The sequence below is a fragment of the Streptomyces lacaronensis genome (assembly GCF_047337785.1).
GTDB classification, from domain to species: Bacteria; Actinomycetota; Actinomycetes; order Streptomycetales; family Streptomycetaceae; genus Streptomyces; species Streptomyces lycopersici.
This window is the reverse complement of record NZ_JBLHDK010000003.1, coordinates 5,400,204-5,422,496: the sequence shown is the minus strand read 5'-3', so window position 1 is coordinate 5,422,496 and position 22,293 is coordinate 5,400,204. Positions and strand designations below refer to the sequence as shown.

The window sequence follows — 22,293 nt, the reverse complement described above, 5'->3', positions numbered from 1 at the left end:
GTCACAGACAGGCCGTGACGAGGGATGTTCTCAGGTCAGCGGCAGCCGGTAGAGGCCGCCCGAGAGCGGCTCCACCAGTCCGTCGGAGACGAGTCCGTCGAGCGCGCGGGCCCGCTGCACCGGCTCGTCCCACACCTGGTCCAGCGTCGTCTGCGGCACCGGTGTCACAGCCTCCCGCAACACCGCGAGCAGCTTGCCCCGCACCTGGCGGTCCGTACCGGCGTAGGTCTGGCCGCGCCGGGGCGGTCCCTCGTGCTCCGGCGAACCGGCCTGCCGCCAGGCGCACAGCGCGGCGATCGGGCAGCGGGCGCAGTCGGGGGTGCGGGCCGTGCAGACCAGCGCGCCCAGCTCCATCGTGGCCGCCGCCCAGCGCGCCGCGGTCGGCTCCTCCTCGGGGAGCAGGGTGCGGGCCAGCTTGCGCTCGGCGGCGGTGGTGGCGTTCGGCGGGTACTGGGTACCGCTGACCGCGCGCGCGAACACCCGGCGGACATTGGTGTCCAGCACCGGATGGCGCTGGCCGTACGCGAACGAGGCCACGGCCGCCGCCGTGTACTCACCCACCCCCGGCAGCGCCAGCAACTGGGCGTGCTCGCGCGGTACGTCACCGCCGTGCCGCTCCCTTATGGCGGCCGCGGCGCCGTGCAGCCGCAGCGCCCGGCGCGGATAGCCCAGCCGGCCCCAGGCGCGGACCGCCTCACCGGGCGGTTCCGCGGCCAGGTCGGCCGGGCGCGGCCAGCGGGCGAGCCACTGCTCGTACACCGGCAGCACCCGGTTCACCGGGGTCTGCTGGAGCATGAACTCGCTCACCATCACACCCCAGGCGCCCGCCTCGGGGCGGCGCCAGGGGAGGTCGCGCGCGTGCGCGTCGAACCAGTCGATGACGGGCCGGTGCAGAACGGCTCCGTCGGGGTCGGAGGATGCGGCGGCCGGGACGGCGGAAGCGGAAATGGCAGTCATCGCATCCGATCCTGACATGACGGGACGGTTCGCGGGGCCCAGGGCGCGGGCGTTCGGGTTTCAGCCGCGCCGGGCGTTGCCAAATCGTGCGATACGGCGCCCGTACGGGAACGGATGGCCGCTTGCCGCGCCCGGGTGCGGTCCCCGGTGCCCCTGGGGTGACCTCGGGGCGCCTTGTGGACGTCTGTGGGACCCCTCATATGCCGGATCCGGTCGGATCATGAGAAAAGTAGGGCCCGGAGCGGGGGTTATTGGCCGGTAGTGCTCCCGATCTCTCGTAGAGTTTCCGCGTGGGATCTCTGCGCAATCCGATCGGGCCGCTTCCCTCCTCCATTTACTGGCGGCGGAGGGCCGTTGCGCTGGCCCTGCTCATCGCCATCGTTCTCGTGGTCATCTGGGCCTTCGGCTGGGGTGGTTCGGGCGGCGGCGGAAGTGACGAGGGCAAGGGATCGGGCGGCGGGGGACCCGCGAGCACGATCACCCCGGGCCCCTCCTCCTCCGGGCCGGTCAACAGCGAACGGCCGGGCGGGCGCGATGAGTCGGACGGCGGCGGCTCGGGCTCGGGCGGCTCCGGCGGCAGCGGGGGCGGCGGCGGTTCGGACGACGGCGGAGCGGACGCGAGCGGCGGTGGCGCGGTCGGCGGCAGCGGCTCCGGCGGCGCGGGCGGCGCCGGCGGCTCCTCGGGTGGTGGCATCGGCACTGGGACCGGGCAGGGCCTGCCCGCCGGGTCGAGCCTGCGGGACTGCCGCCCCGGCGACGCGGAGCTGACGGTGCGCAGCGTCAAGGACTCCAAGGTCAAGAACGTCTGGGCGCCGGGGGAGAAGCCCAACTTCGAGATCGTCGTGAAGAACACCAAGTCGAGCTCGTGCAAGGTCGACTTCGGGCGCGCCGCGGCCTCTCTGACCATCACCGACGCCCACAACGCCCACGTCTGGGCCTCCGACGACTGCCCCGAGGGCAGCGCCGCCGCGCTGGTCGAGGTGCCGGGCTCCGGCCAGACCAAGCGCACCGTGGAATGGGACCGCAAGCGCAGCGCCGAGCACTGCGCCACGCCGTCGGGCAGCGCGTCGGCCAAGCCGGGCACGTATCTGGTCGAGGTGAAGGTGGACGGGCTCGGGACGGCCAAGGTGTCGTTCGTCCTCGAGAAGGACTAGGCCCCCGCCAAGGACTGGGCCCCCGCCAAGGACTGGGCCCCCGCCAAGGGCTGGGTCCCCCGCCACGGATCGAATCCGCCCCCGGCTGCTTCTGCCGGGGGCGTTGGTGTCGCTGTGTGCTGCCCGAATCGGTGACGGGGCATCAGCCGCAGAGTTTGTCAAAAGCGTTGACGAATAGCCCTGGGCGCTCCTACCTTCATCGCGTCGTGCATCATACGTCATATATGAGAGGCGCAATGCCCGGATTAGGGACCCAATGTCCATTTACGCTGCGGGGTCGCCTCGGGTGCACAGGCCGCGCCGGCCGGCAGTTGGGCTGACTGAACTGATCAGGCAGCAGCCGCTCATCCACTGACGATGTGAGATGCGGCCCGTTCACCGCCAAGATCCCGGGCCGCGACAGAGAGTCAGCATGCTCCCTCTGTGGGGGAGCCTATCCAACTTCGGGAGCGATGGTGCCCCAGTCCAGCGTGCCCTTGTCCAAGGCCGGGAGAGCCCCGGCGTCACCGCCTCGGCAACGCAGCCACATGCGATGGACGATCGTCGGCTTCTCGGCGCTCGGCCTCACGATCGCCTATCTCGACCGCGCCGCGCTGAGTGTGGCGATGCCCCACATGTCGGATGAGTTCCACATCAGCTCCGCCGTGCAGGGGGTGATGCTCTCGGCGTTCTTCTGGACCTATGCCCTGTTCCAGATTCCCTCCGGCTGGCTGCTGGACCGCTTCGGCCCGAGGGTCGTCTACCCGGTCGCGGTCGGCTGGTGGTCGATCTGGACGGCCCTGATGGCCTTCGCGCGCGGCATCGGATCGGTCGTGGTGTTCCGCCTCGGCCTCGGTATCGGCGAGGCGCCGGTGCAGCCGGCGAACGTCAAGGTCGTCTCACGGTGGTTCCCGCGCCGCGAACGGGCCTTCGCCTCCAGCCTCTTCGACATGGGCCAGCAGATCGGCACGGCGCTGTCGATTCCCGTGGTGACGGCGCTGACCGTGTTCGGTGGCTGGCGCCTGTCCTTCGCCGTGATCGGGGCGGTCGGTCTCCTCTGGCTCGTGGGGTGGATCGTCGTATACCGCGACCCCGGGGACCATCCGCGCGTCTCCGCGGCGGAACTGGCCCACATCCGGTCCGACCAGGGCGAGGAGGAGCCCGTGGAACCGGCGGCCGGCGTCACCGTGCCGTGGCGCGACCTGCTGAGCGATTCCCAGGTGTGGGCGCTGATGGTCGGCTATGTGTTCCGCTCGCTCGCCGGGGCGTTCTTCCTCACCTGGTATCCCAGCTATCTGCTCGACGACCGCGGATTCTCCGAGGCGGACTTCGGCATGGTGGGGTGGATCCCGTCGCTCGTCGCGATCGGCTCCACCGTGCTCGGCGGCATCGTGTCCGACCGGATGCTGGCCTCCGGAGCCTCCCCGAACCTGGCCCGGAAGGTGCCCATCGTCGCCGGGCTCGGCCTGAGCGCCTGCATCGGCTTCGCCCCGTTCATCGAGAGCAATGTGGTGCTGATGGTGATCCTGACCGTCAGCAGCGCCGCCCACTCCTTCGCCGGCGCCGCGATCCTGAGCCTCCCGGCGGAAGTGGCGCGCTCCTCGGAGTGCGTCGGCGTGGTGGCCGGCTTCCAGAACTTCGGCTCCCAGGTGGGCAACCTCCTCAGCCCCATCGCCATCGGACTGTTCCTGGCGTCCAGCGGCGGCTCCTATGTGGGCCCGCTGCTCGGCGCGGCGGTGAGCTGTCTGGCCAGCGCGGCGATCTACCTGTTCTGGGTGCGCGTCAAGCCTGTCACCCGGCCCCACGACGACCCCGCGGGCCCCGTCGCACAGCATGAAGGGACCACCTCGTGAACGCCTCGTTCAGCACCGCCCGCCTGGTCGAACGGCTCGGCACCGTCATCGGGATCCCCGTGGTCCCGTACGACGAGGAGGGCGCCGTCGACCACGATCTGACCGTCTCGCTGGCGGCACGTCTGATCCGCAACGGAGTCACCGTGCTGACGCCGAACGGCAACACCGGCGAATTTTACGCTCTCTCCCCGGACGAGCGCCGTCAGGTGCTGAGGTGCGTCCTCACCGCTCGTGAGGCCCATGCCGACACCCCGGCGGACGCCCCGGCGGAGGCCACGGTGATCGTCGCCGGGGTGGGGCTCGACGTCGGAACGGCCGTCTCCGACGCGCGCTTCGCCCGCGACTCGGGTGCGGACGCGATCATGATCCATCAGCCCGTCCTGCCGTATCTGTCGGCGGACGGGTGGGTCGAGTACAACGCGCGGATCGCCCGCTCCGTACCGGACATCGGAGTGCTGCCCTACCTCACCAAGCGCGCGGTCACCGGAGCACACATCACCCGCCTGGTGGAACGGGCGCCGAACATCGTCGGGCTGAAGTACTCCGTCCCCGACCCGGTCGCGTTCGCCACCACGCGGGCGGAGGCCGCCGACGGACTGCTGTGGATCGCGGGCCTGGCCGAGTCCTACGCCCCGGCCTACTGGCAGGCGGGGGCCCGGGCCTTCACCTCCGGCCTGGTCAACATCGCCCCGGCGGTGTCCCTGCACATGCTCACCGCGCTCCGCGACGAGGACTACGGCACCGCCACCCGGGTCTGGCGGCGGATCCGCCACTTCGAGGAGCTGCGGGCCCGCGATGACTCCGCCGACAACGTGTCGGTGGTGAAGGAGGCCATGCACCAGATGGGGCTGTGCCGGCGGGACGTCCGTCCTCCCAGCCACCCGGTGTCCCCGGCCCTTGCCCGCGAGGTCGCCGAGTCCATGGCGCAGTGGCACTCCCTGGTGCCCGAGACGGCCGGGGAGCGGGTGGCATGAGAATCGATTCCCTGCGGACCTTCCGGCAGCGGGTGGGCGACCGGCCCCGGGTACTGGTCAAGATCACCACCGAGGACGGGATCGACGGGTGGTCGGAGGTGTACAACCACGGCCCCGACCTGGCGTATCCGCCCCTGCTCGACTATCTGTTCGAGCAGATCAAGGGCATGGACGCCCGGTCCCCCGCCCGGATCAACCAGTTCCTGCTGCAGTCCGGCCGCTTCCCCCAGGGCGCGCTGGGCCTGGCCGCCATCGCCGCCATCGACCACGCGCTGTGGGACATCGCCGCCAAGGCCGTGGGGGTGCCGGTCTACCAGCTGCTCGGCGGCGCCGTACGCGACCGGGTGCGGGTCTACGCCGGTCTGTACTCCGCCCCGGACATCGGCGAACTGTCCGGGGCCACCGCGGCGTTGCACGAACGGTACGGTGTCACCGCCTTCAAACTCAGCCCCTACCGGAGGGAACCGCACCGCACCCGGTTCGGGCTCCTGGTCCGTGAACTGGGCGATTACTTCGGTGAGGTCCGCGCCGGACACCCCGCGGAGTGGGAGTTCGCGTTCGACGCGCACGCCTGTCTGTGGGAACCCCGGCAGGCGGTCGACCTCGGCGCCGCGCTCGCCCCCAACCAGCCGCTCTTCCTCGAAGAACCGATACGGCCCGAGCACATTCCCGCCTGGGGCCGGCTCCGCTCCGAGATCGCGGTGCCGCTGGCCACGGGGGAGTGCCTGTACTCCCCCCATGAGTTCCTCGCGCTGCTGAGCGCCGGCGGAGCCGATATCGTGCAGCCGGACATCTGCGTCGTCGGCGGTCTCACCCAGATGGTGAAGATCGCCGCCATCGCCGACGCGCACTATGTCCCGGTCGCGCCGCACAACCCGCTCGGCCCGCTCGCCACCGCGGCGAACGTGCACTTCGCGGCCGCGACGACCAACTTCTCCATCCTGGAGTACAAGCCGGACGACGCGCCGTGGTGCCCCGACCCCTATCTCCCCGTCGACGGACATCTCGACCTGCGTCCGGACCGGCCGGGGTGGGGCATCGAGATCGACGAGTCCGCGCTCATGACGGACGACTGGGTCACGTGGAAGCGGAAGGTGCCCATACGTTCCGACGGCTCGACCGCCTGGATGTGAGGCGGGCGGCGCATCCGGCCGGGACCCGCGCGTAGGGGCCCCGGCGGGCGGACCGACCACCAAGTGCCCCTCGCGGCACGGCGGCCCCTGGCCGTCGTGCCGCGAGGGCGGCCCCACACCCGGCCGATGGGGTCCTGGCAGACAAGGCCGCCACGATCAACCCGGCCGGAAGGCACAGGCACCGCTCGCGGGGGCGGGAGCCGCCGTGCCCCGACCCCGCACGACCTGCGGCCCGCGGAGCTACACGTACCGCTCCAGGATGGACGACTCCGCCAGGCGCGACAGCCCCTCGCGGACCGACCGCGCCCGGGCCTCGCCCACGCCGTCCACCATCTGCAGATCGTCCACGCTCGCGGCCAACAGCTTTTGCAGGCCCCCGAAGTGCTCCACCAGCCGCTCGATGATGGCGCCCGGCAGCCGCGGCACCTTGGCCAGCAGCCGGAAGCCGCGCGGCGAGACGGCGGAGTCGAGCGTCTCGGGCGAGCCGGTGTACCCCAGCGCGCGCGCCACGATGGGGAGTTCGAGCAGCTCGGCGTGGGTCAGCCGGTCCAGCTCGGCGAGCGCGTCGGCCACCGTACGGGTGCGCTTGGCGGTCGGCTCGGGCACGTAGTCCCGCACCACCAGCTCGCGCTCGGGCTCCACGCCCGCGATCAGCTCGTCCAGCTGGAGGGAGAGCAGCCGGCCGTCGGTGCCCAGCTCGACCACGTACTCCGCGATCTCGGTGGCGATACGGCGGACCATCTCCAGCCGCTGCGCGACCGCGCTCACATCCCGGACCGTGACCAGATCCTCGATCTCCAGGGCTGAGAGCGTGCCCGCCACCTCGTCGAGGCGGAGCTTGTACCGCTCAAGCGTGGCCAGCGCCTGGTTGGCGCGGGAGAGGATCGCCGCCGAGTCCTCCAGGACCCGCCGCTGGCCGTCCACATACAGCGCGATCAGCCGCATCGACTGGCTGACCGAGACCACCGGGAAGCCGGTCTGGATGGAGACGCGCTGCGCGGTCCGGTGCCGGGTGCCGGTCTCCTCGGTGGGGATCGCCGCGTCCGGCACCAGCTGCACCCCGGCCCGCACGATCTTGGTGATGTCCTTGTCGAGCACCAGCGCGCCGTCCAGCTTGCACAGCTCGCGCAGCCGGGTCGCGGTGAACTCGACGTCGATGACGAAGCCGCCGGTGCACAGCGACTCGACGGTCTTGTCGGTGCCGAGCACGATCAGCCCGCCGGTGTTTCCCCGGAGAACGCGCTCGAGGCCGTCGCGCAACGCCGTGCCGGGCGCGACCGCGCTCAGGGAGGCACGCATCAGACCGTCGGCCTTGCCGGGTGCCGTTGCCCGGTCGCCTGCTGCCACTGCACTCCTCCGTCGCAAGGTCTGTCGGTGCCACGAGTCGCCCTGCCATGCCGGTGCGCGAGGCCACGTATGGGCGAGACCAGGGCAAAGTCTACCGGCGGCCACCGGCCTCCCGTGGGGTCTCCCGGCGTACGCCCGTAGGGGCGAAGCGGAGCACGACTCCCCCTGGGCGGCGCGCCACCCGGCCCACCGGCCCCTGCCGTACGCCCTCACCAGGGCACTCGGCCACGCTCCGGCCACCGCTCCGGTGACGCCTCGCCCACCATGTCAGCCCGGCCGCCCACCATGTCAGCCCGGCCCCCCACCATGTCAGCCCCGGTCCTCCGCCTCCACCCGCGCCTTCTCGCCCCGCTCCCGGCGCCGCGGCAGCACCCGCAGCGCGTCCCCGATGTCCGCGACCTCCAGCACCCGCATCCCGTCCGGGATCCGGCCCGGGTCGCCCGGCACCAGGGCGTGGGTGAAGCCGAGCCGGGACGCCTCCGCCAGCCGCCGCTGCACCCCGGTGACCCGCCGGACCTCGCCCGCGAGCCCGACCTCGCCGATCGCCACCAGGTTCTTCGGCAGCGGGGTGTCACTGGCCGCGCTGGCCAGCGCGAGCGCCACGGCGAGGTCCGCGGCGGGCTCGGACAGCTTCACGCCGCCCACCGTGGCGCTGTAGATGTCCCGCTTGCCCAGCGCGCTGATCCGGCCGCGCTGCTCCAGCACGGCCAGCATCATCGAGACCCGGGACGTCTCCAGACCGGAGGTGGTGCGGCGCGGGGAGGGGATCTGGGAGTCCACGGTGAGCGCCTGCACCTCGGCCACCAGCGGCCGGCGGCCCTCCAGGGTGACCGTCAGACATGTGCCCGGCACCGGCTCGGCGCGGCGGGTGAGGAACAGCCCGGAGGGGTCGGCGAGCCCGGTGATGCCCTCGTCGTGCAGTTCGAAGCAGCCGACCTCGTCCGTCGCCCCGTAGCGGTTCTTCACCCCGCGCACCAGCCGCAGCCGGGCGTGCCGGTCGCCCTCGAAGTGCAGCACGACATCGACCAGATGCTCCAGCAGCCGGGGCCCGGCGATGGCGCCGTCCTTGGTGACATGGCCCACCAGCAGCGTGGACATCCCGCGCTCCTTGGAGGCGCGGATGAGCGCCCCGGCCACCTCGCGCACCTGGGCCATCCCGCCCGGCGCGCCGTCGATCTCGGGCGAGGCGACGGTCTGCACCGAGTCCAGGACGAGCAGCGAGGGCTTGACCGAGTCGAGATGGCCGAGGACCGCGGAGAGGTCGGTCTCGGCGGCGAGGTAGAGGTGCTCGCTCAGCGCGCCGATGCGGTCGGCGCGGAGCCGCACCTGACTCGCCGACTCCTCACCGGTGATGTAGAGCGTGCGGTGCTCCTCGGAGGCGGCCTTGGCCGCCACGTCCAGCAGCAGCGTGGACTTGCCGACCCCGGGCTCCCCGGCGAGCAGCACGACCGCGCCCGGGACCAGCCCGCCGCCGAGCACCCGGTCGAGCTCGTCCACGCCCGTGCCCCGCGCGGTGGCCTGACGGCCGTCCACCTGGCCGATGGGCAGGGCGGCCGAGGTGACCCGGCCGGGTGCGGTGGTGCGCACCGCGGGCGCCCCGTACTCCTCGACGGTGCCCCACGCCTGGCACTCCGGGCAGCGGCCGAGCCACTTGGCGGTGGTCCAGCCGCACTCCGTACAGCGGTAGGAGGGCCGGTCCTTGGCGGATGAGCGGGAGGAGCTACGGGCAGCCATGCCGTAACGCTAGCGTCGCCCACCGACAGAGCCGAACCGCGCCGGGCGCATATCAGGTTGTGGCCACCGGAGGGGGACACCTGTCCCCTTATGAGCGAGATGGTCACCCGTAAGGGTTAAAACAGCGAAAGTGGCACGAGGAAGTCTGCATCATCCGCCTACCGTCGCCGGGTGATGAGCAGCAGGTCCGAGCACTCGACACAGACCACCGGCGCACAGCGGGCGCGGCGCCGTGCGCCCCGCTCCACCACCACCCGCCCCCAGCGGCCTCCGGAACGCTACGAGCCGTACCTGGACGGCCTGTTCACGTACTGCCTGTCGGCCCTGTGCGAACACGACGCCGCGGCCGTCGCGGTGGGCGACGTACTGGCGGTGGCCGAGCGCCGCACCGGCCGGGGGCGCGGCCGGGTGACCGCGGAGGGTGAGCTGTCCCGCCCGTGGCTCTACGCGGTCGCCCGCTGGGCCTGTCTGCGCAAGCTGGCCGAGCGCCGCGGCCGTACGGGGACGGACACCCCGGGCGACGGCGCCGGGGCCGAGCTGCCCGAGCCCCTCGCCGCCCAGCGCCGCCGCGAACTGGCCGCGCTGGCCTGGCCGGAGGCCGCCGGGACCTCCGCCGAGCAGCGCGAGGCGCTCGAGCTCGCGGTGCGCCACCGGCTGGGCCCCTCCGAGGTGGCCGCCGTGCTCGGCAAGGACCAGGAGGAGACTCGCGCCCTGCTCTCCAGCGCCGCCTGCGAGGTGGAGCGGACCCGCGCCGCGCTCGCCGTCGTCGAGCTCGGCCACTGCCCGGTGGTCGCGCGGCTCGCGGGCGACACTCAGGTGCTGCTCTCCGCCGCTCTCCGCCGTGAGCTGGTGCGCCATGTGGACGACTGCCGCGAGTGCCGCCGGATGGCCGAGCGTGCCACGGCCGACGGGCCCTGGCCCGGTACGGCGGCCGCGCCCGCCGCGCTGCCGGTGGTGGAGGCTCCCCGCGCCGCCGTGCACGCCGCGCTGCTGGGCGCGCCGGGCGGACGGCCCGCCCGCGCGGGCGCCGGACCCCGGTTCGACCGGCGCGGCTTTCCGCTGGAACCCCAGGACCGGGCCGCCCGCCGCAGCCGGATGCGCAGCCGCGTGATGACCACGACGGTGGTCGCCACGGTGGTGGCGGCCCCGGTGCTCGCCCTGTGGGCCGCCTACCGGGGCGCCCCGCTCGCCGGTGACGAGCGCGACACGGACTCGGTGGCCGCCGCCGACGCGGACGGCGCGGACCAGGCCCCGGCCGGTCAGGACCGGCCCGCCCGGCGCTCGTACGAGCAGACCGGCAGTGCGCAGGACCGTTCCGGCACGCGGATCGGCTCCGGCCCGCGCGGCGCCAAGGCGGGCCGTGGGGCGTCGGATGTGTCGGTCGAGGTGATCGACGCGGACGGTGTGGTGGAGCGGCCGGGGCACAGGGGCGGCGAGGCGTCCCGCCCGGACGGCTCCCCGGCCGGTGGCGGCCGCCCCGGGGACGGCTCCGGACCCTCCCGGCCCGCGCCAGGGCCGGGGCGGCTCACGGTCACGGCCCACCCCGAGGGCGATGTGACGATCATCACTCTCACCGCGTCCGGCGGTTCACCGGTGCACTGGTCGGCCTCCGCCGGGGCGCCCTGGCTCCAGCTGAACCACCCGGCCGGGGTGCTGCGGCCCGGCGACTCCACGACCATCACGGTCTCGGTGGACCACGACCGGGAGCCGGCCGGGCACTGGAGCGCGCGGGTCTCGGTGGATCCGGCGGGCGCGGTGGTGCTGATCGAGGGCCGGGGTACGTCCCCCGAGCCCACGCCCAGCCCCACGGGCCCCTCCGGCCAGCCGACCCCGGCCGCGAGCGGCCCGTCGCCGACGCCGTCCGGTTCGCCTGCCGCGATGCGGTGACGCGATGCGGTGTTGGGTGGGCCGGACGCGTCGGCCGTGGCGCCTGCGGCGGGCTGTTCCCCTCCCCGCCCCTTCCCGAAACCGGGGCTCCGCCCCAGCCCCCGGATGAGGCTGCGCCTCTGTCCTTGGCCGGGGGCTGCGTGCCAGGCCCTGGGCCGGGGTTCCGCTTCAGGTCCGGGCTTGGGGCTCCGCCCCAGCCCCCGGATGGGACTGCGCCTCAGCCCCTGGGCCGGGGGCTGCGTCCTGGGTTCTGGGCCGGGGTTCTGCTTCAGGTACTGGGCCGGGGCTGTGTCCCAGGTTCTGGATGGGGCTGCGTCTCTGTCCTTGGGCCGGGGGCTGCGTGCCGGGTTCTGGGCCGGGGTTCTGCTTCAGGTTCGGGGTTGGGGTTGCGTCCTTGGGTCTGGGCCGGGGCTCCGCCCCAGCCCCCGGATGAGGCTGCGCCTCTGTCTTTGGCCGGGGGCTGCGTGCCAGGTCCTGGGCCGGGGTTCCGCCTCAGGTCCCGGATCGGGGCTGTGCCCCAGGCCTCGGGCGGGGAGCTCCGCCCCAGACCCCAGGCTCCGGACCGGGGCTCTGCCCCAGACTTCGGGGTCCAGGGGGCGGAGCCCCCTGGTAACGGGAAGGGGCGGGGAGGGGAAAGCAACGATGTGCGGCTCCGCCGCGTGGCCCGCCGGACACCCCCTGGGCGCGCCGGGTCGTGATGCCCGCGGCGGGCACCAGGGTCCGCCCATGACACCGGCACAGCCGCGTCAGTCGGCCGGGTCCGCCGGGTCCGCCGGATCGGCCAGGTCCACCGGAACGTCCGGGCCTGCCGGATCCACCCGGTCCGCCGGATCCACCGGAACAACCGGAGCAACCGGATCCGCCGGATGCGGCGCCAGCAGCGGCAGCGACGACGCCATGCGCTGCTCGCACAGCTCGGCCAGTCGGTCGTACCCGGCCTTGCCCATCAGCTCCGTGAGCTCCGGCCGGTACGACCGGAACACCGGCTCCCCGGCCCCGTGCGCCGAGGTGGCCGAGGTGCACCACCAGTGCAGATCGTGGCCGCCCGGCCCCCAGCCGCGCCGGTCGTACTCGCCGATGCTGATCCGCAGCACCCGGGTGTCGTCCGGCCGGTCGATCCAGTCGTAGGACCGGCGCACCGGCAGCTGCCAGCACACATCCGGCTTGGTCTCCAGGGGCTCGCGCCCCTCCCGCAGCGCCAGGATGTGCAGCGCGCAGCCCGCGCCGCCCGCGAAGCCCGGCCGGTTCTGGAAGATGCACGAGCCCTTGTGGCGCCGGGTCTGCCGCTCGCCGTCGTCGTCCTCCTGGACCCACCCCGAGGCGTGCCCCTCGTCGTGGAACTGCCAGATCTCCGGGGTCAGCCGGGCCATATGGCGTCCGACCCGCGCCTCGTCGTCCTCGTCGGAGAAGTGCGCGCCCAGCGTGCAGCAGCCGTCGCTGGCCCGCCCCGCCTGGATGCCCTGGCAGCCCTGGCCGAAGATGCAGGTCCACTTGGAGGTCAGCCAGGTCAGATCGCATCGGAAGAGCTGCTCGTCGTCGGCCGGATCGGGGAATTCCACCCATGCGCGGGCGAAGTCCAGGCCGACCTCGTCCTCGGCGCTCGGGGCGTCTTCGGCGCCCTCCGCCCCGGTCTCCGCCCCAGGCTCCGCCCCGGACGGCATCGGCTCCCCGGCCGCCCACTCCAGGGCGGCCTTCCGGCGTTTGTCCTGCTTCGCCTTTTTCGTCTTTGCCACGGTGCAAGGGTAGGCGCCTTCGGCGAAAACCCGGAGGTGGGGACCGCGCACGTCCCCGGCGCGGCTCAGATGCGGCTCAGGCGCGGCTCAGGTGCGAGATCGTAGGGGACCTGTGCATGACACCGAACTGGGAGCAGTAGCGTTCACGTTATGAGACTCGGTGTCCTCGACGTGGGTTCGAATACGGTTCATCTGCTCGTGATGGACGCCCACCCCGGCGCGCGCCCGCTGCCCGCGCATTCGCACAAGGCCGAGCTGCGGCTGGCCGAACTCCTCGACGGGCACGGGGCCATCGGCCCCGACGGCGTCGACCGCCTGATCGCGGTGGTCAGGGAGGCGCTGGAGGCGGCCGAGGACAAGGGTGTCGAGGACGTCCTGCCGTTCGCGACCTCCGCCGTCCGCGAGGCGTCCAACGCCGATGAGGTCCTGGCCCGGGTCGCCGAGGAGACCGGGGTACGGCTCCAGGTGCTCAGCGGCGCGGACGAGGCGCGGCTCACCTTTCTGGCCGCCCGTCGCTGGTTCGGCTGGTCCGCGGGGAAGCTGCTGGTCCTGGACATCGGCGGCGGTTCGCTGGAGATCGCGTACGGCATGGACGAGGAGCCCGACGCGGCGGTTTCGCTGCCGCTCGGGGCCGGCCGGCTGACCGGGTCCTGGCTGCCCGGCGATCCGCCCGACCCGGCGGACGTACGGGCCCTGCGGCGCCATGTGCGGGCCGAGATCGCCCGGAGCGTCGGCGATTTCAGCCGTCATGGGACGCCGGACCATGTGGTGGCCACCTCCAAGACCTTCAAGCAGCTGGCCAGGATCACCGGCGCCGCGCGTTCCGCCGAGGGGCTGTACGTGGAGCGCCGGCTCACCCGCCGGGCGCTGGAGGAGTGGGTTCCGAAGCTGGCCGCCATGCCCACCCAGGAGCGGGCCGAGCTGCCCGGGGTCTCCGAGGGCCGCGCCGGGCAGCTCACGGCCGGGGCGCTGGTGGCGGAGGCCGCGATGGACCTGTTCGACGTGGAGCAGCTGGAGATCTGCCCGTGGGCGCTGCGCGAGGGCGTGATCCTCCGCCGCCTGGACCATCTGCCGACCTGACCCGAGGAGCGTGACCGGGGCCGGAAAGCGGCGGCCGTTCAACCGCAAAGGCGGCCGCGGTTCGGTTGCGGAGAGCAGCCGCCGTACGCTGTCCCTCGTGACAGAGCCAGTGGTGCGCATCCCGGATGCGAAGGTCGCGCTGTCCACAGCCTCGGTCTATCCGGAGTCGACGGCGACGGCCTTCGAGATCGCGGCACGCCTGGGCTACGACGGCGTCGAGGTCATGGTGTGGACCGATCCGGTCAGCCAGGACATCGAGGCGCTGCGTCGGCTCTCGGACTACCACCAGGTGCCGATCCTCGCCGTGCACGCCCCCTGTCTGCTGATCACCCAGCGGGTCTGGTCGACCGACCCGTGGGTGAAGCTCCAGCGGGCGAGGGCGGCCGCCGAGAAGCTCGACGCGTCCACCGTCGTGGTCCACCCGCCGTTCCGATGGCAGCGGGCGTACGCCCGCGAGTTCGTCCGCGGAATCTGGCGGATGGCGGATGAGACCGATGTGCGGTTCGCGGTCGAGAACATGTACCCGTGGCGCTATCGCGACCGCGAGATGCTGGCGTACGCCCCGGGCTGGGACGTCACCCAGGACGACTACCGCCACTTCACGATCGACCTGTCGCACACCGCCACCGCCCGTACGGACGCGCTGGGGATGGTGGACCGCATGGGCGACCGGCTGGCCCATCTCCACCTCGCCGACGGCCAGGGCTCCAACAAGGACGAGCACCTGGTGCCGGGGCGCGGCACCCAGCCCTGCGCCGAGCTGCTGGAACGGCTCGCGGTCGGCGGTTTCGACGGCAATGTGGTCGTCGAGGTCAACACCCGGCGTGCCATGTCCACGACCGAGCGCGAGGCCGATCTGGCGGAGGCCCTGGCCTTCACCAGGCTGCACCTCGCCTCGCCGGCCTCGGCCAACCGGCGGAGCAGGGCGGTGCCCGGTTCATGACCGCCGCCGCATCCGGGTCCGCCACACCCCCGCGCAAGCGCGGCCGCCCGGCCCGTACGAGCGCGTCCGACGGCCCCGCCGCCCGCGACCGGATCCTGATCGCGGCGCGCAACGAGTTCGCCGAGCGCGGCTACGACAAGACCTCGATCCGCGGCATCGCCAAGGCCGCCGAGGTGGACCCGGCGCTGGTCCACCACTACTTCGGCACCAAGGAGCAGGTCTTCGAGGCCGCCATCGAGCTGATCTTCGCCCCCGCCATGGGCGTTCCGGACGCGGTGCACGGCAGCCGGGAGGGCGCGGGCGAGCGGATGGCCCGCTATATGTTCGGCATCTGGGAGAACCCGGTCAGCAGGCTGCCGCTGCTCGCCGTGATGCGCTCGGCGCTGACCAACGAGACCGCCGCGGCGGTGCTGCGCGGGATGATCGAGCGCCGGGTGCTGGTGCGGATGGCGGGTGAGCTGGACGTCCCGAACCCCGAGTTCCGGGCCCAGCTCGCGGCCGGGCATCTGATCGGGATCGCGTTGCTGCGGTATGTGATCCGGATGGAGCCGATGGCCTCGGCGGAGGCGGACGACATCGTGGCCATGGTGGGGCCCACTCTCCAGCGCTATCTGACCGAGAGCTGATCGAAATCCTGTCCGGCACGGCGTGAACGGCCCCATCGCTGACCGAGAGCTGATCGACCCGTTCCGCTCAGTGACCCGGCCGTCTCTGGATCCGGACGGACCATCCGGATCCGTGGACACAGGCGTAGGCTCAGAAGACTCCGATCCGATCCGCAGGACGCACGTATCACGAGGGAGCCGAGCACCGTGCCCGAGCTGAGGTCTCGCACCGTCACCCACGGCCGTAACATGGCGGGCGCCCGCGCCCTTATGCAGGCTTCCGGCGTAGCGCGCGAGGACTTCGGCAAGCCGATCGTCGCCGTCGCCAACAGCTTCACCGAGTTCGTGCCCGGCCACACCCACCTCCAGCCGGTCGGCCGGATCGTCAGCGAGGCGATCCACGCGGCGGGCGGCATTCCGCGCGAGTTCAACACCATCGCCGTGGACGACGGCATCGCCATGGGCCACGGCGGAATGCTCTACAGCCTCCCCTCCCGCGACCTGATCGCCGACTCCGTGGAGTACATGGTCGAGGCGCACTGCGCGGACGCGCTGATCTGCATCTCCAACTGCGACAAGATCACCCCCGGGATGCTGATGGCCGCGATGCGGCTCAACATCCCGACCGTCTTCGTCTCCGGCGGCCCCATGGAGGCGGGCCGGGCCACGCTCGTGGACGGCACCGTCCGCAAGCTGGACCTGATCAACGCCATCTCGGACGCGGTCAACGAGAGCGTCTCGGACGAGGACATCCTCCGCATCGAGAACAACGCCTGCCCGACCTGCGGCTCCTGTTCCGGCATGTTCACCGCCAACTCGATGAACTGCCTGACCGAGGCGATGGGCCTCTCCCTGCCGGGCAACGGCTCGGTGCTGGCCACCCACACCGCCCGCAAGGCGCTCTACGAGACCGCGGGCCGCACGGTCGTGGAGATCACCAAGCGCCACTACGAGCAGGACGACGAGACGGTTCTGCCGCGCTCCATCGGCTCCCGCGCCGCCTTCGAGAACGCCATGGCGCTCGACATCGCCATGGGCGGCTCGACCAACACGATCCTGCATCTGCTGGCCGCCGCCCAGGAGGCCGGTCTGGACTACGACCTCAAGGACATCGACGAGGTCTCCCGCCGGGTGCCGTGCCTCGCCAAGGTCGCCCCGAACGTCGCCCCCGGCGGCACGTACTACATGGAGGACGTGCACCGCGCGGGCGGCATCCCGGCGATCCTCGGCGAGCTGTTCCGCGGCGGACTGCTGAACGAGGACGTCCACTCCGTGCACAGCTCCTCGCTCGCCGACTGGCTCAAGACCTGGGACGTGCGCGGCGGTTCGCCGTCCGCCGAGGCCGTCGAGCTGTGGCACGCGGCCCCCGGCTGCAAGCGCTCCGCCACCGCCTTCTCGCAGTCCGAGCGCTGGGACTCCCTGGACACGGACGCCGCCGGCGGCTGCATCCGCGACATGGAGCACGCCTACTCCAAGGACGGCGGGCTCGCCGTCCTCAAGGGCAATCTGGCCGTCGACGGCTGTGTGGTGAAGACCGCGGGCGTGGACGAGTCCATCTGGACCTTCGAGGGCCCGGCCGTGGTCTGCGAATCCCAGGAGGAGGCCGTCGAGCGGATCCTGGGCAAGCAGGTCAAGGAGGGCGACGTGGTCGTCATCCGCTACGAGGGCCCCAAGGGCGGCCCCGGGATGCAGGAGATGCTCTACCCGACCTCCTTCCTCAAGGGCCGGGGCCTGGGCAAGGCATGCGCGCTGGTCACCGACGGCCGCTTCTCCGGCGGCACCTCGGGCCTCTCCATCGGCCACGCCTCGCCGGAGGCGGCGTCCGGCGGCACGATCGCCCTGGTCCGGGACGGCGACCGGATCCGCATCGACATCCCCGCCCGCTCCATCGATCTCCTGGTGAGCGAGGAGGAGTTGGCGGCCCGCCGCGAGGAGCTCGGTGGGGTCTACGCCCCGAAGGACCGCGAGCGCAAGGTGTCCACCGCGCTGCGCGCCTACGCGGCGATGGCCACCAGCGCGGACAAGGGCGCGGTCCGCGACATCAGCCAGCTGGGCTGACCTCGCGCGGCATCGGCCGCTTCGGCTGCCGTCGCGCCGAATCAGCCGCTTCGGCCGACCTCGCGCGGCAGCCGCCTCGGCCGCCGTCCTTCCGCCTCAGCCGCCCCGGCTGACGTCCATCCCGGACGCCTCCAGGGTGTCGTATCCGTAGATCGTGGTGAGGGCGTCCCCGCTCAGCGTCAGCTCGGCGGGGATGCCACCGGGGTCGGTACGCGCCTTGGTCCGCCACAGCACCCGGCCGTCCCGGCGGTCCAGCGCGATGACCCGGCCCGCGGCGGTGGCCAGATACAGGGCGTTCCGGCGCCCGGACACCACGGGCGGGCCCAGCCACTCCACCTGCGTCGCCTTGCTCCACAGCCGCTTCCCGGTCGTGGTGACGGCGGTGACCTCGCCGTTCTGCCGGACGAAGTAGAGCGTGTCGCCCACCAGCGCGGGCGTGATCTGCTGGGCGGAGAGCCCCTCGGGCAGCTTCACCCGGCGCTGCCGTCCCCCGTCCGTGCCGAGGAACAGCAGATCGGTGTAGTCGTCGGTGTCGTGCTCGCGCTGCTCCAGACAGAGGAGCTCGCCCGAGCGCTCGGCGAGGAAGGAGCCCACGTACAGGGTGCCGATCCGCCGGGGCGCTCCCGTGGTGGGGGAGAGGGTGTAGAGCCCGCTCGGAACGGCCGGGTCGCCCCGGTCCTCCAGCGGTCCGCAGTCCGCGAGGGGGCGTCCGGCCACCACATCCGGACCGCAGCTCAGCCCGTGGCCGACCCGGCGCGACCAGAGCGTGCGGCCGGTGCGCACGTCCACCGCCTGGAACGTCTCCTCGTCCCAGCTCTGGGTGAGCACGGCCGGGTGGTCCCCTCGCTGGAACACCGCCCCCTGGTAGGCGCTGCCGATGTCGGTCCGCCAGACCCGCTCACCGTCGCTGGTGCGATAGCCCTCCAGCCGGGCCGTGCCGTCCGATTTCTCCACGGTGCCCAGCACAAGACCGCCCGCCACTCCGATCAGCTCGCTCGGCTTCGCCGACCGGTGCCAGGCCACCCGCCCCCGGACGTCCAGCCGGGTCAGGGCGATCCCGGAACCAGCGCAGTACAGATCCGTGCCCGAGGGCAGACAGCGGCGGCCGGTCGGCCCGCTGACCGAGCGCGGAGCGCCATTGGCGCTGGTCACGATGTCGGTGCCGGGCCCGGCGAGGGTGCGCTGCCAGGGGCGCCAGCCGGACGGGAGCGAGCCGTTCGCCGACGAGCGGGTGGTGGGGCGGGCATCCGGCTCGCCCTCGGGTCCGGATCCGGACCCGAGGTAGACGATCGTCCCCACAATCGCGGCGACCAGGCCCGTGGCCGCGGCGGCGAGCATCAGGGGACGGCGCGTCAGATAGCCGCGGCCCGGCGCACGGCCGACTTCGGTCGGCACGGCGGCGCCGCCCTCGTCGCCCTCGCCGATGCCGCCGTCCGCGTCCGTGACGTCCTTACGGTCGTCGTCACCGCCCTTACCGCCCTTACCGTCGTCACCGTCGTCGTCCTCGGGCAGCGACCGCAGCCGTTCCAGCAGCTCGTCCAGCCCGGGCCGCGCGGGCGGTTCCTTGCTGAGGCAGTCCGCGACCGCGTCACGCAGCGGCCCGGTCACCGTGTCCAGCGCCGGGGGTTCGTACACCACGTGATAGGCGGTCATATAGGGGCTGTCCGCGTCGAACGGGCTCTGGCCGGTCGCCGCGTACACCAGCACCGTCGCCAGCGAGAACACATCGGACTCCGGCCCGACCTCGCGCGGATCGCGCAGCTGCTCCGGCGACATGAACGGGGGCGTGCCCATGACCCGGCCCGTCATGGTCAGCGTCTGGTGGTCGGCCGCCCGGGAGATGCCGAAGTCGATGACGCGGGGGCCCTCGTCGGACAGCACGATGTTGGCCGGTTTCAGATCCCGGTGCACCACGCCCGCCCGGTGGATGTCCCGTAGCGCCTCGACCAGCCCGATCGCCAGCCGCCGCAGCTCGGCGCCGCGCAGCGGACCGCCCGCCGCGACCCGCTCGGCGAGGGTCCGGCCGGGGACGTACGAGGTCGCCATCCACGGCAGCACGGCATCGGGGTCCGCGTCCACGACGGCCGCGGTGAACGCGCCGCTGACCCGCCGGGCGGCCGCCACCTCCTGGCGGAACCGCACCCGGAACTCGTCGTCGTCGGCGAACTGCTGATGCACCACCTTCAGCGCCAGCCGCCGCCCCGACGGCGACCGGGCCAGATACACCGTGCCCATCCCGCCACGGCCGAGCCGCCGCTCGAGTGCGTAGCCTCCGATGGACTCCGGGTCCCCGGCGCGCAGTGCCATTCCTGCCTTCTCCCACCGACCCACGATCCGGCGGTCACTCTAGGCCCGGCTCGCGCCGGGGGCCCGTGACGCCGCTCACCAACCGGCCGGATTCCGCCCGTCCACGGCGAAGAGCGTGCCGTCCGGTGCCGTCGCGAACACCTTGCCGTCCGCCACCACCGGCGCGGGCATCAGATCCAGGAAACCCTGACCGGCCGCGCCCCCGCGCGAGCGGGTCTCGCCGATCACCTCGCCCCGCCGGGCGTCCACGGCCAGCAGCCTGCCGTCCGCCGCCGAGAAGTACAGCCTGCCGTCCGCCGCCACCAGTGGCGAGGCGTTGGAGACCGAGGTCTCCAGGCGCCAGAGCCGTGCCCGCGCCGTGCCCTCGGGCGCGGTGTCGACGGCCACCAACCCGCCGTCCGTGCCCAGTACATACACCCGGTCGCCGCTGGTGACGGCGCTGATCGCGGACACCGGCGCGGACAGCGCGACCCGCCGCGCCGCGCGCCGCTCCGGGTCATAGCGCACGACAGCGGTGGTACTGGTCCGGGCGTCCGCCTCGGTCAGCAGCAGCACGCCATCGGGGCCGCTTCCGGCCGGGGTGAGGTTGCCGCCGAGCGAGGCGTGCCAGCGCGTCGTACCGCGCACCGTGTCCACGGCCGTAACCAGCGTGTGCGAGCCGTCGCCCGCGGTGGTCACGGCGTACGCGGTGCGGCCGTCGCCGTACGAGAAGAAGGCGGGCCGGGCGTGGCCGGGCAGCCGATGGCTCCAACGCTCCTTGTTCGTCGCCCCGTTCACCGCCGTGACCATGCCGTCCGGCGTGACCAGCAGCACGGTGTCGCCCGAGGAGTAGACCCCGCCCTGGTAGCGGGACACATCGCGGGTCCAGCGGACGCGGTGGGTCGTGGGGTCGAGCGCCCGCAGCCGCCCGCCGTCCGGGGACACCGTCCGCACCAGACCGCCCGCGACCACGGGGGCGGAGATCGTCGCGCCGTCCCCGGGGCGCGCCGCCGCGGACGGCCGCGACCAGACCACGCGGCCGTCGTCCGGATCGACCCGGGCGGTCTCGACACCGTGCCGGGCGCAGTACAGCGCGCCCGCTCCGTACGAGCAGAACGCGGGCCGCGCCCCCGAGCCAGCGGCCTTTCCGACATCCAGCCCGGCCGTCCAGGGGCGCCACGCCTCGGCGGTCGCCGCGCTGATCCGCGGCCGGCCGCCGCCGGAGGAGTCCGTACCGTCGAACGGGCGCAGTGCGACCACCGTGCCCGCGCCGAGCAGTACGACGGCCGCGAGACCGGACAGGGCCCACCGCCGGAACCCCCGGCGCCGCGCCACGGGCTGGTCCGCCCCCGACTCGGCCTGGTCCGCGGCCGGTTCCGGCTCGGGAACCGCCTTCACATGCGTATCCGGATCCGCAGGACCGGGATCCGCAGGACCGGGATCCGCAGGACCGGGATCCGCGTGATCACGGGCCGCCGTCTCGGCGGGGGCGGCAGGTGCCGCCTTCACATGCGTATCCGTGGCGCCGTCGTCCTGCCCCCAGCGCACACCCGGCAGCGAGTGCGGCTCCGGCGTCCGCTGCTGCGGCACCAGCGGAACGGGTCCGCGCGCCACCGGCGACCGGGGTCCGCGTACGGCGCGCAGGACGGTCATCAGGGCGTCGGGCGTGGGGCGGTCCTCGGGGTTCTTGGCCAGACACCGCTGGACCAGCGGCAGCAGCTCATCCGGCACCCCCGCCAGATCCGCCTCGTCGTGCACCACCTGGTACGCCACGATGTACGGACTCTCGGACTCGAACGGCCCCCGCCCGGTGGCCGCGTGCACCAGCACCGACCCCAGCGCGAACACATCGGCCGCCGGTCCCACCGCCCGTGGCCGCTGGAACTGCTCCGGTGCCATGAACGGCGGGGTGCCGATCAACTTCCCCGTCTCGGTGCGCAGTTCGCTGTCGGACGGCCGGGAGATGCCGAAGTCGATGACCTTCGGGCCGTCCGCCGCGAGCAGTACATTGCTCGGCTTGAGATCGCGGTGCACCACGCCCGCCCGATGGATGTCCCGCAGCGCCTCGGCGAGCCCCGCCGCCAGCCGCACCATCTCGTCCGGCGCCAACGGCCCGCTCCGCTTGACGTGTTCGGCGAGCGTCGGGCCGGGGATGTAGAGGGTGGCCATCCAGGGCCTCGGCCCCTCCGGGTCGGCATCCACCACGGGCGCCGTGAACGCGCCGCTGACCCGGCGGGCGGCCGCCACCTCCTGCCGGAACCGCGCCCGGAACTCGGGGTCTTCGGCCAACCCGGCATGGACGACCTTCACCGCGAGCCGCCGCCCCGAGTGCGAGCGGGCCAGATGGACCACGCCCATGCCACCGGATCCGAGGCGCGCGTCGAGCTGGTACTGCCCGGCGTACTCCGGATCCTCCGCTTCCGGGCCGGTCCCGGCTCTGCGCACCGGCGGCATGCCCCACCCCCGTGAATTCGGCCGCATTCGCGACTCGGCGAGCCTAGTCGATGACACGTGCGAGCCTTGTTAGCCTCCGCATGTCGTGTCACTTCACACGACATATGCACAACTTC

The 22,293-nt window shown here is 73.0% G+C and carries 15 protein-coding genes; 9 read left to right on the top strand and 6 right to left on the bottom strand.

The genetic code is table 11. The features are described 5' to 3' along the window. Positions 1-30: 30 nt before the first annotated feature. Complete coding sequence (locus tag ACMTAK_RS23220; RefSeq protein ID WP_413807979.1) at positions 31-957, bottom strand: HhH-GPD family protein; 927 nt, start codon at positions 955-957, stop codon at positions 31-33. Between the two features lie 290 nt (positions 958-1,247). On the opposite strand from ACMTAK_RS23220, the gene ACMTAK_RS23215 reads away from it, so the two are divergent. The 4 genes from ACMTAK_RS23215 to ACMTAK_RS23200 all read left to right on the top strand — a co-directional run bounded on the left by ACMTAK_RS23215 (position 1,248) and on the right by ACMTAK_RS23200 (position 6,050). Beyond that, complete coding sequence (locus ACMTAK_RS23215) at positions 1,248-2,111, top strand: hypothetical protein (RefSeq protein ID WP_413807978.1); 864 nt, start codon at positions 1,248-1,250, stop codon at positions 2,109-2,111. Between the two features lie 527 nt (positions 2,112-2,638). Next, positions 2,639-3,943 carry an MFS transporter gene (locus ACMTAK_RS23210; protein WP_413807977.1) on the top strand — a complete coding sequence of 435 codons (1,305 nt, stop codon included), beginning with the start codon at positions 2,639-2,641 and terminating at the stop codon, positions 3,941-3,943. After that, positions 3,940-4,917, top strand: coding sequence for a dihydrodipicolinate synthase family protein (locus ACMTAK_RS23205; RefSeq protein ID WP_413807976.1), 978 nt, complete (start codon positions 3,940-3,942; stop codon positions 4,915-4,917). Before ACMTAK_RS23210 ends, ACMTAK_RS23205 begins: the two co-directional genes overlap by 4 nt. Then, a complete protein-coding gene (locus ACMTAK_RS23200; protein ID WP_413807975.1) occupies positions 4,914-6,050 on the top strand; it encodes a mandelate racemase/muconate lactonizing enzyme family protein in 1,137 nt (378 codons plus the stop codon). The genes ACMTAK_RS23205 and ACMTAK_RS23200 overlap by 4 nt, the downstream gene beginning before the upstream one ends. A gap of 240 nt (positions 6,051-6,290) precedes the next feature. On the opposite strand, the gene disA is transcribed toward ACMTAK_RS23200, so the two are convergent. Both disA and radA read right to left on the bottom strand, forming a co-directional pair. Continuing rightward, complete coding sequence (gene disA, locus ACMTAK_RS23195; RefSeq protein WP_044581604.1) at positions 6,291-7,349, bottom strand: DNA integrity scanning diadenylate cyclase DisA; 1,059 nt, start codon at positions 7,347-7,349, stop codon at positions 6,291-6,293. A gap of 357 nt (positions 7,350-7,706) precedes the next feature. Further along, positions 7,707-9,131, bottom strand: a complete 1,425-nt coding sequence (radA, locus tag ACMTAK_RS23190; RefSeq protein ID WP_413807974.1) for a DNA repair protein RadA — start codon at positions 9,129-9,131, stop codon at positions 7,707-7,709. 174 nt (positions 9,132-9,305) lie between these two features. On the opposite strand from radA, the gene ACMTAK_RS23185 reads away from it, so the two are divergent. Continuing rightward, the gene (locus ACMTAK_RS23185; protein WP_413807973.1) at positions 9,306-11,018 is read left to right on the top strand and encodes a sigma-70 family RNA polymerase sigma factor; all 1,713 of its coding nucleotides are present in this window, start codon (positions 9,306-9,308) and stop codon (positions 11,016-11,018) included. Between the two features lie 746 nt (positions 11,019-11,764). Here the strand turns inward: ACMTAK_RS23185 and ACMTAK_RS23180 are convergent. Continuing rightward, entirely contained in the window at positions 11,765-12,751 is a 987-nt protein-coding gene (locus ACMTAK_RS23180; protein ID WP_413807972.1) for a hypothetical protein, read from the bottom strand. A gap of 150 nt (positions 12,752-12,901) precedes the next feature. On the opposite strand from ACMTAK_RS23180, the gene ACMTAK_RS23175 reads away from it, so the two are divergent. The 4 genes from ACMTAK_RS23175 to ilvD all read left to right on the top strand — a co-directional run bounded on the left by ACMTAK_RS23175 (position 12,902) and on the right by ilvD (position 17,437). Then, the gene (locus ACMTAK_RS23175) at positions 12,902-13,831 is read left to right on the top strand and encodes a Ppx/GppA family phosphatase (protein WP_413807971.1); all 930 of its coding nucleotides are present in this window, start codon (positions 12,902-12,904) and stop codon (positions 13,829-13,831) included. Between the two features lie 97 nt (positions 13,832-13,928). Continuing rightward, positions 13,929-14,774 carry a sugar phosphate isomerase/epimerase family protein gene (locus tag ACMTAK_RS23170; RefSeq protein ID WP_413807970.1) on the top strand — a complete coding sequence of 282 codons (846 nt, stop codon included), beginning with the start codon at positions 13,929-13,931 and terminating at the stop codon, positions 14,772-14,774. Continuing rightward, a complete protein-coding gene (locus ACMTAK_RS23165; protein ID WP_037955069.1) occupies positions 14,771-15,400 on the top strand; it encodes a TetR/AcrR family transcriptional regulator in 630 nt (209 codons plus the stop codon). Before ACMTAK_RS23170 ends, ACMTAK_RS23165 begins: the two co-directional genes overlap by 4 nt. A 186-nt stretch (positions 15,401-15,586) precedes the next feature. Continuing rightward, on the top strand, positions 15,587-17,437 hold the full coding sequence (ilvD, locus tag ACMTAK_RS23160) for a dihydroxy-acid dehydratase (protein WP_413807969.1): 1,851 nt from the start codon (positions 15,587-15,589) through the stop codon (positions 17,435-17,437). A 96-nt stretch (positions 17,438-17,533) separates the two neighbouring features. Here the strand turns inward: ilvD and ACMTAK_RS23155 are convergent, their stop codons facing one another. Then, positions 17,534-19,744 carry a protein kinase domain-containing protein gene (locus tag ACMTAK_RS23155; RefSeq protein ID WP_413807968.1) on the bottom strand — a complete coding sequence of 737 codons (2,211 nt, stop codon included), beginning with the start codon at positions 19,742-19,744 and terminating at the stop codon, positions 17,534-17,536. Between the two features lie 75 nt (positions 19,745-19,819). Continuing rightward, positions 19,820-22,177 (bottom strand): protein kinase domain-containing protein, encoded by a 2,358-nt coding sequence (locus ACMTAK_RS23150; protein ID WP_413807967.1) that lies wholly within the window; start codon positions 22,175-22,177, stop codon positions 19,820-19,822. Positions 22,178-22,293: the final 116 nt, after the last annotated feature.

What these genes read in the sequence shown, in the direction of transcription:
- ACMTAK_RS23220 (WP_413807979.1), bottom strand. Translation starts at nt 957, where the DNA reads ATGACTGCCATTTCCGCTTCCGCCGTCCCGGCCGCCGCATCCTCCGAC.
- ACMTAK_RS23210 (WP_413807977.1), top strand. Translation starts at nt 2,639, where the DNA reads ATGCGATGGACGATCGTCGGCTTCTCGGCGCTCGGCCTCACGATCGCC.
- ACMTAK_RS23200 (WP_413807975.1), top strand. Translation starts at nt 4,914, where the DNA reads ATGAGAATCGATTCCCTGCGGACCTTCCGGCAGCGGGTGGGCGACCGG.
- disA (WP_044581604.1), bottom strand. Translation starts at nt 7,349, where the DNA reads ATGCGTGCCTCCCTGAGCGCGGTCGCGCCCGGCACGGCGTTGCGCGAC.
- radA (WP_413807974.1), bottom strand. Translation starts at nt 9,131, where the DNA reads ATGGCTGCCCGTAGCTCCTCCCGCTCATCCGCCAAGGACCGGCCCTCC.
- ACMTAK_RS23185 (WP_413807973.1), top strand. Translation starts at nt 9,306, where the DNA reads ATGAGCAGCAGGTCCGAGCACTCGACACAGACCACCGGCGCACAGCGG.
- ACMTAK_RS23175 (WP_413807971.1), top strand. Translation starts at nt 12,902, where the DNA reads ATGAGACTCGGTGTCCTCGACGTGGGTTCGAATACGGTTCATCTGCTC.
- ACMTAK_RS23165 (WP_037955069.1), top strand. Translation starts at nt 14,771, where the DNA reads ATGACCGCCGCCGCATCCGGGTCCGCCACACCCCCGCGCAAGCGCGGC.
- ACMTAK_RS23155 (WP_413807968.1), bottom strand. Translation starts at nt 19,744, where the DNA reads ATGGCACTGCGCGCCGGGGACCCGGAGTCCATCGGAGGCTACGCACTC.
- ACMTAK_RS23150 (WP_413807967.1), bottom strand. Translation starts at nt 22,177, where the DNA reads ATGCCGCCGGTGCGCAGAGCCGGGACCGGCCCGGAAGCGGAGGATCCG.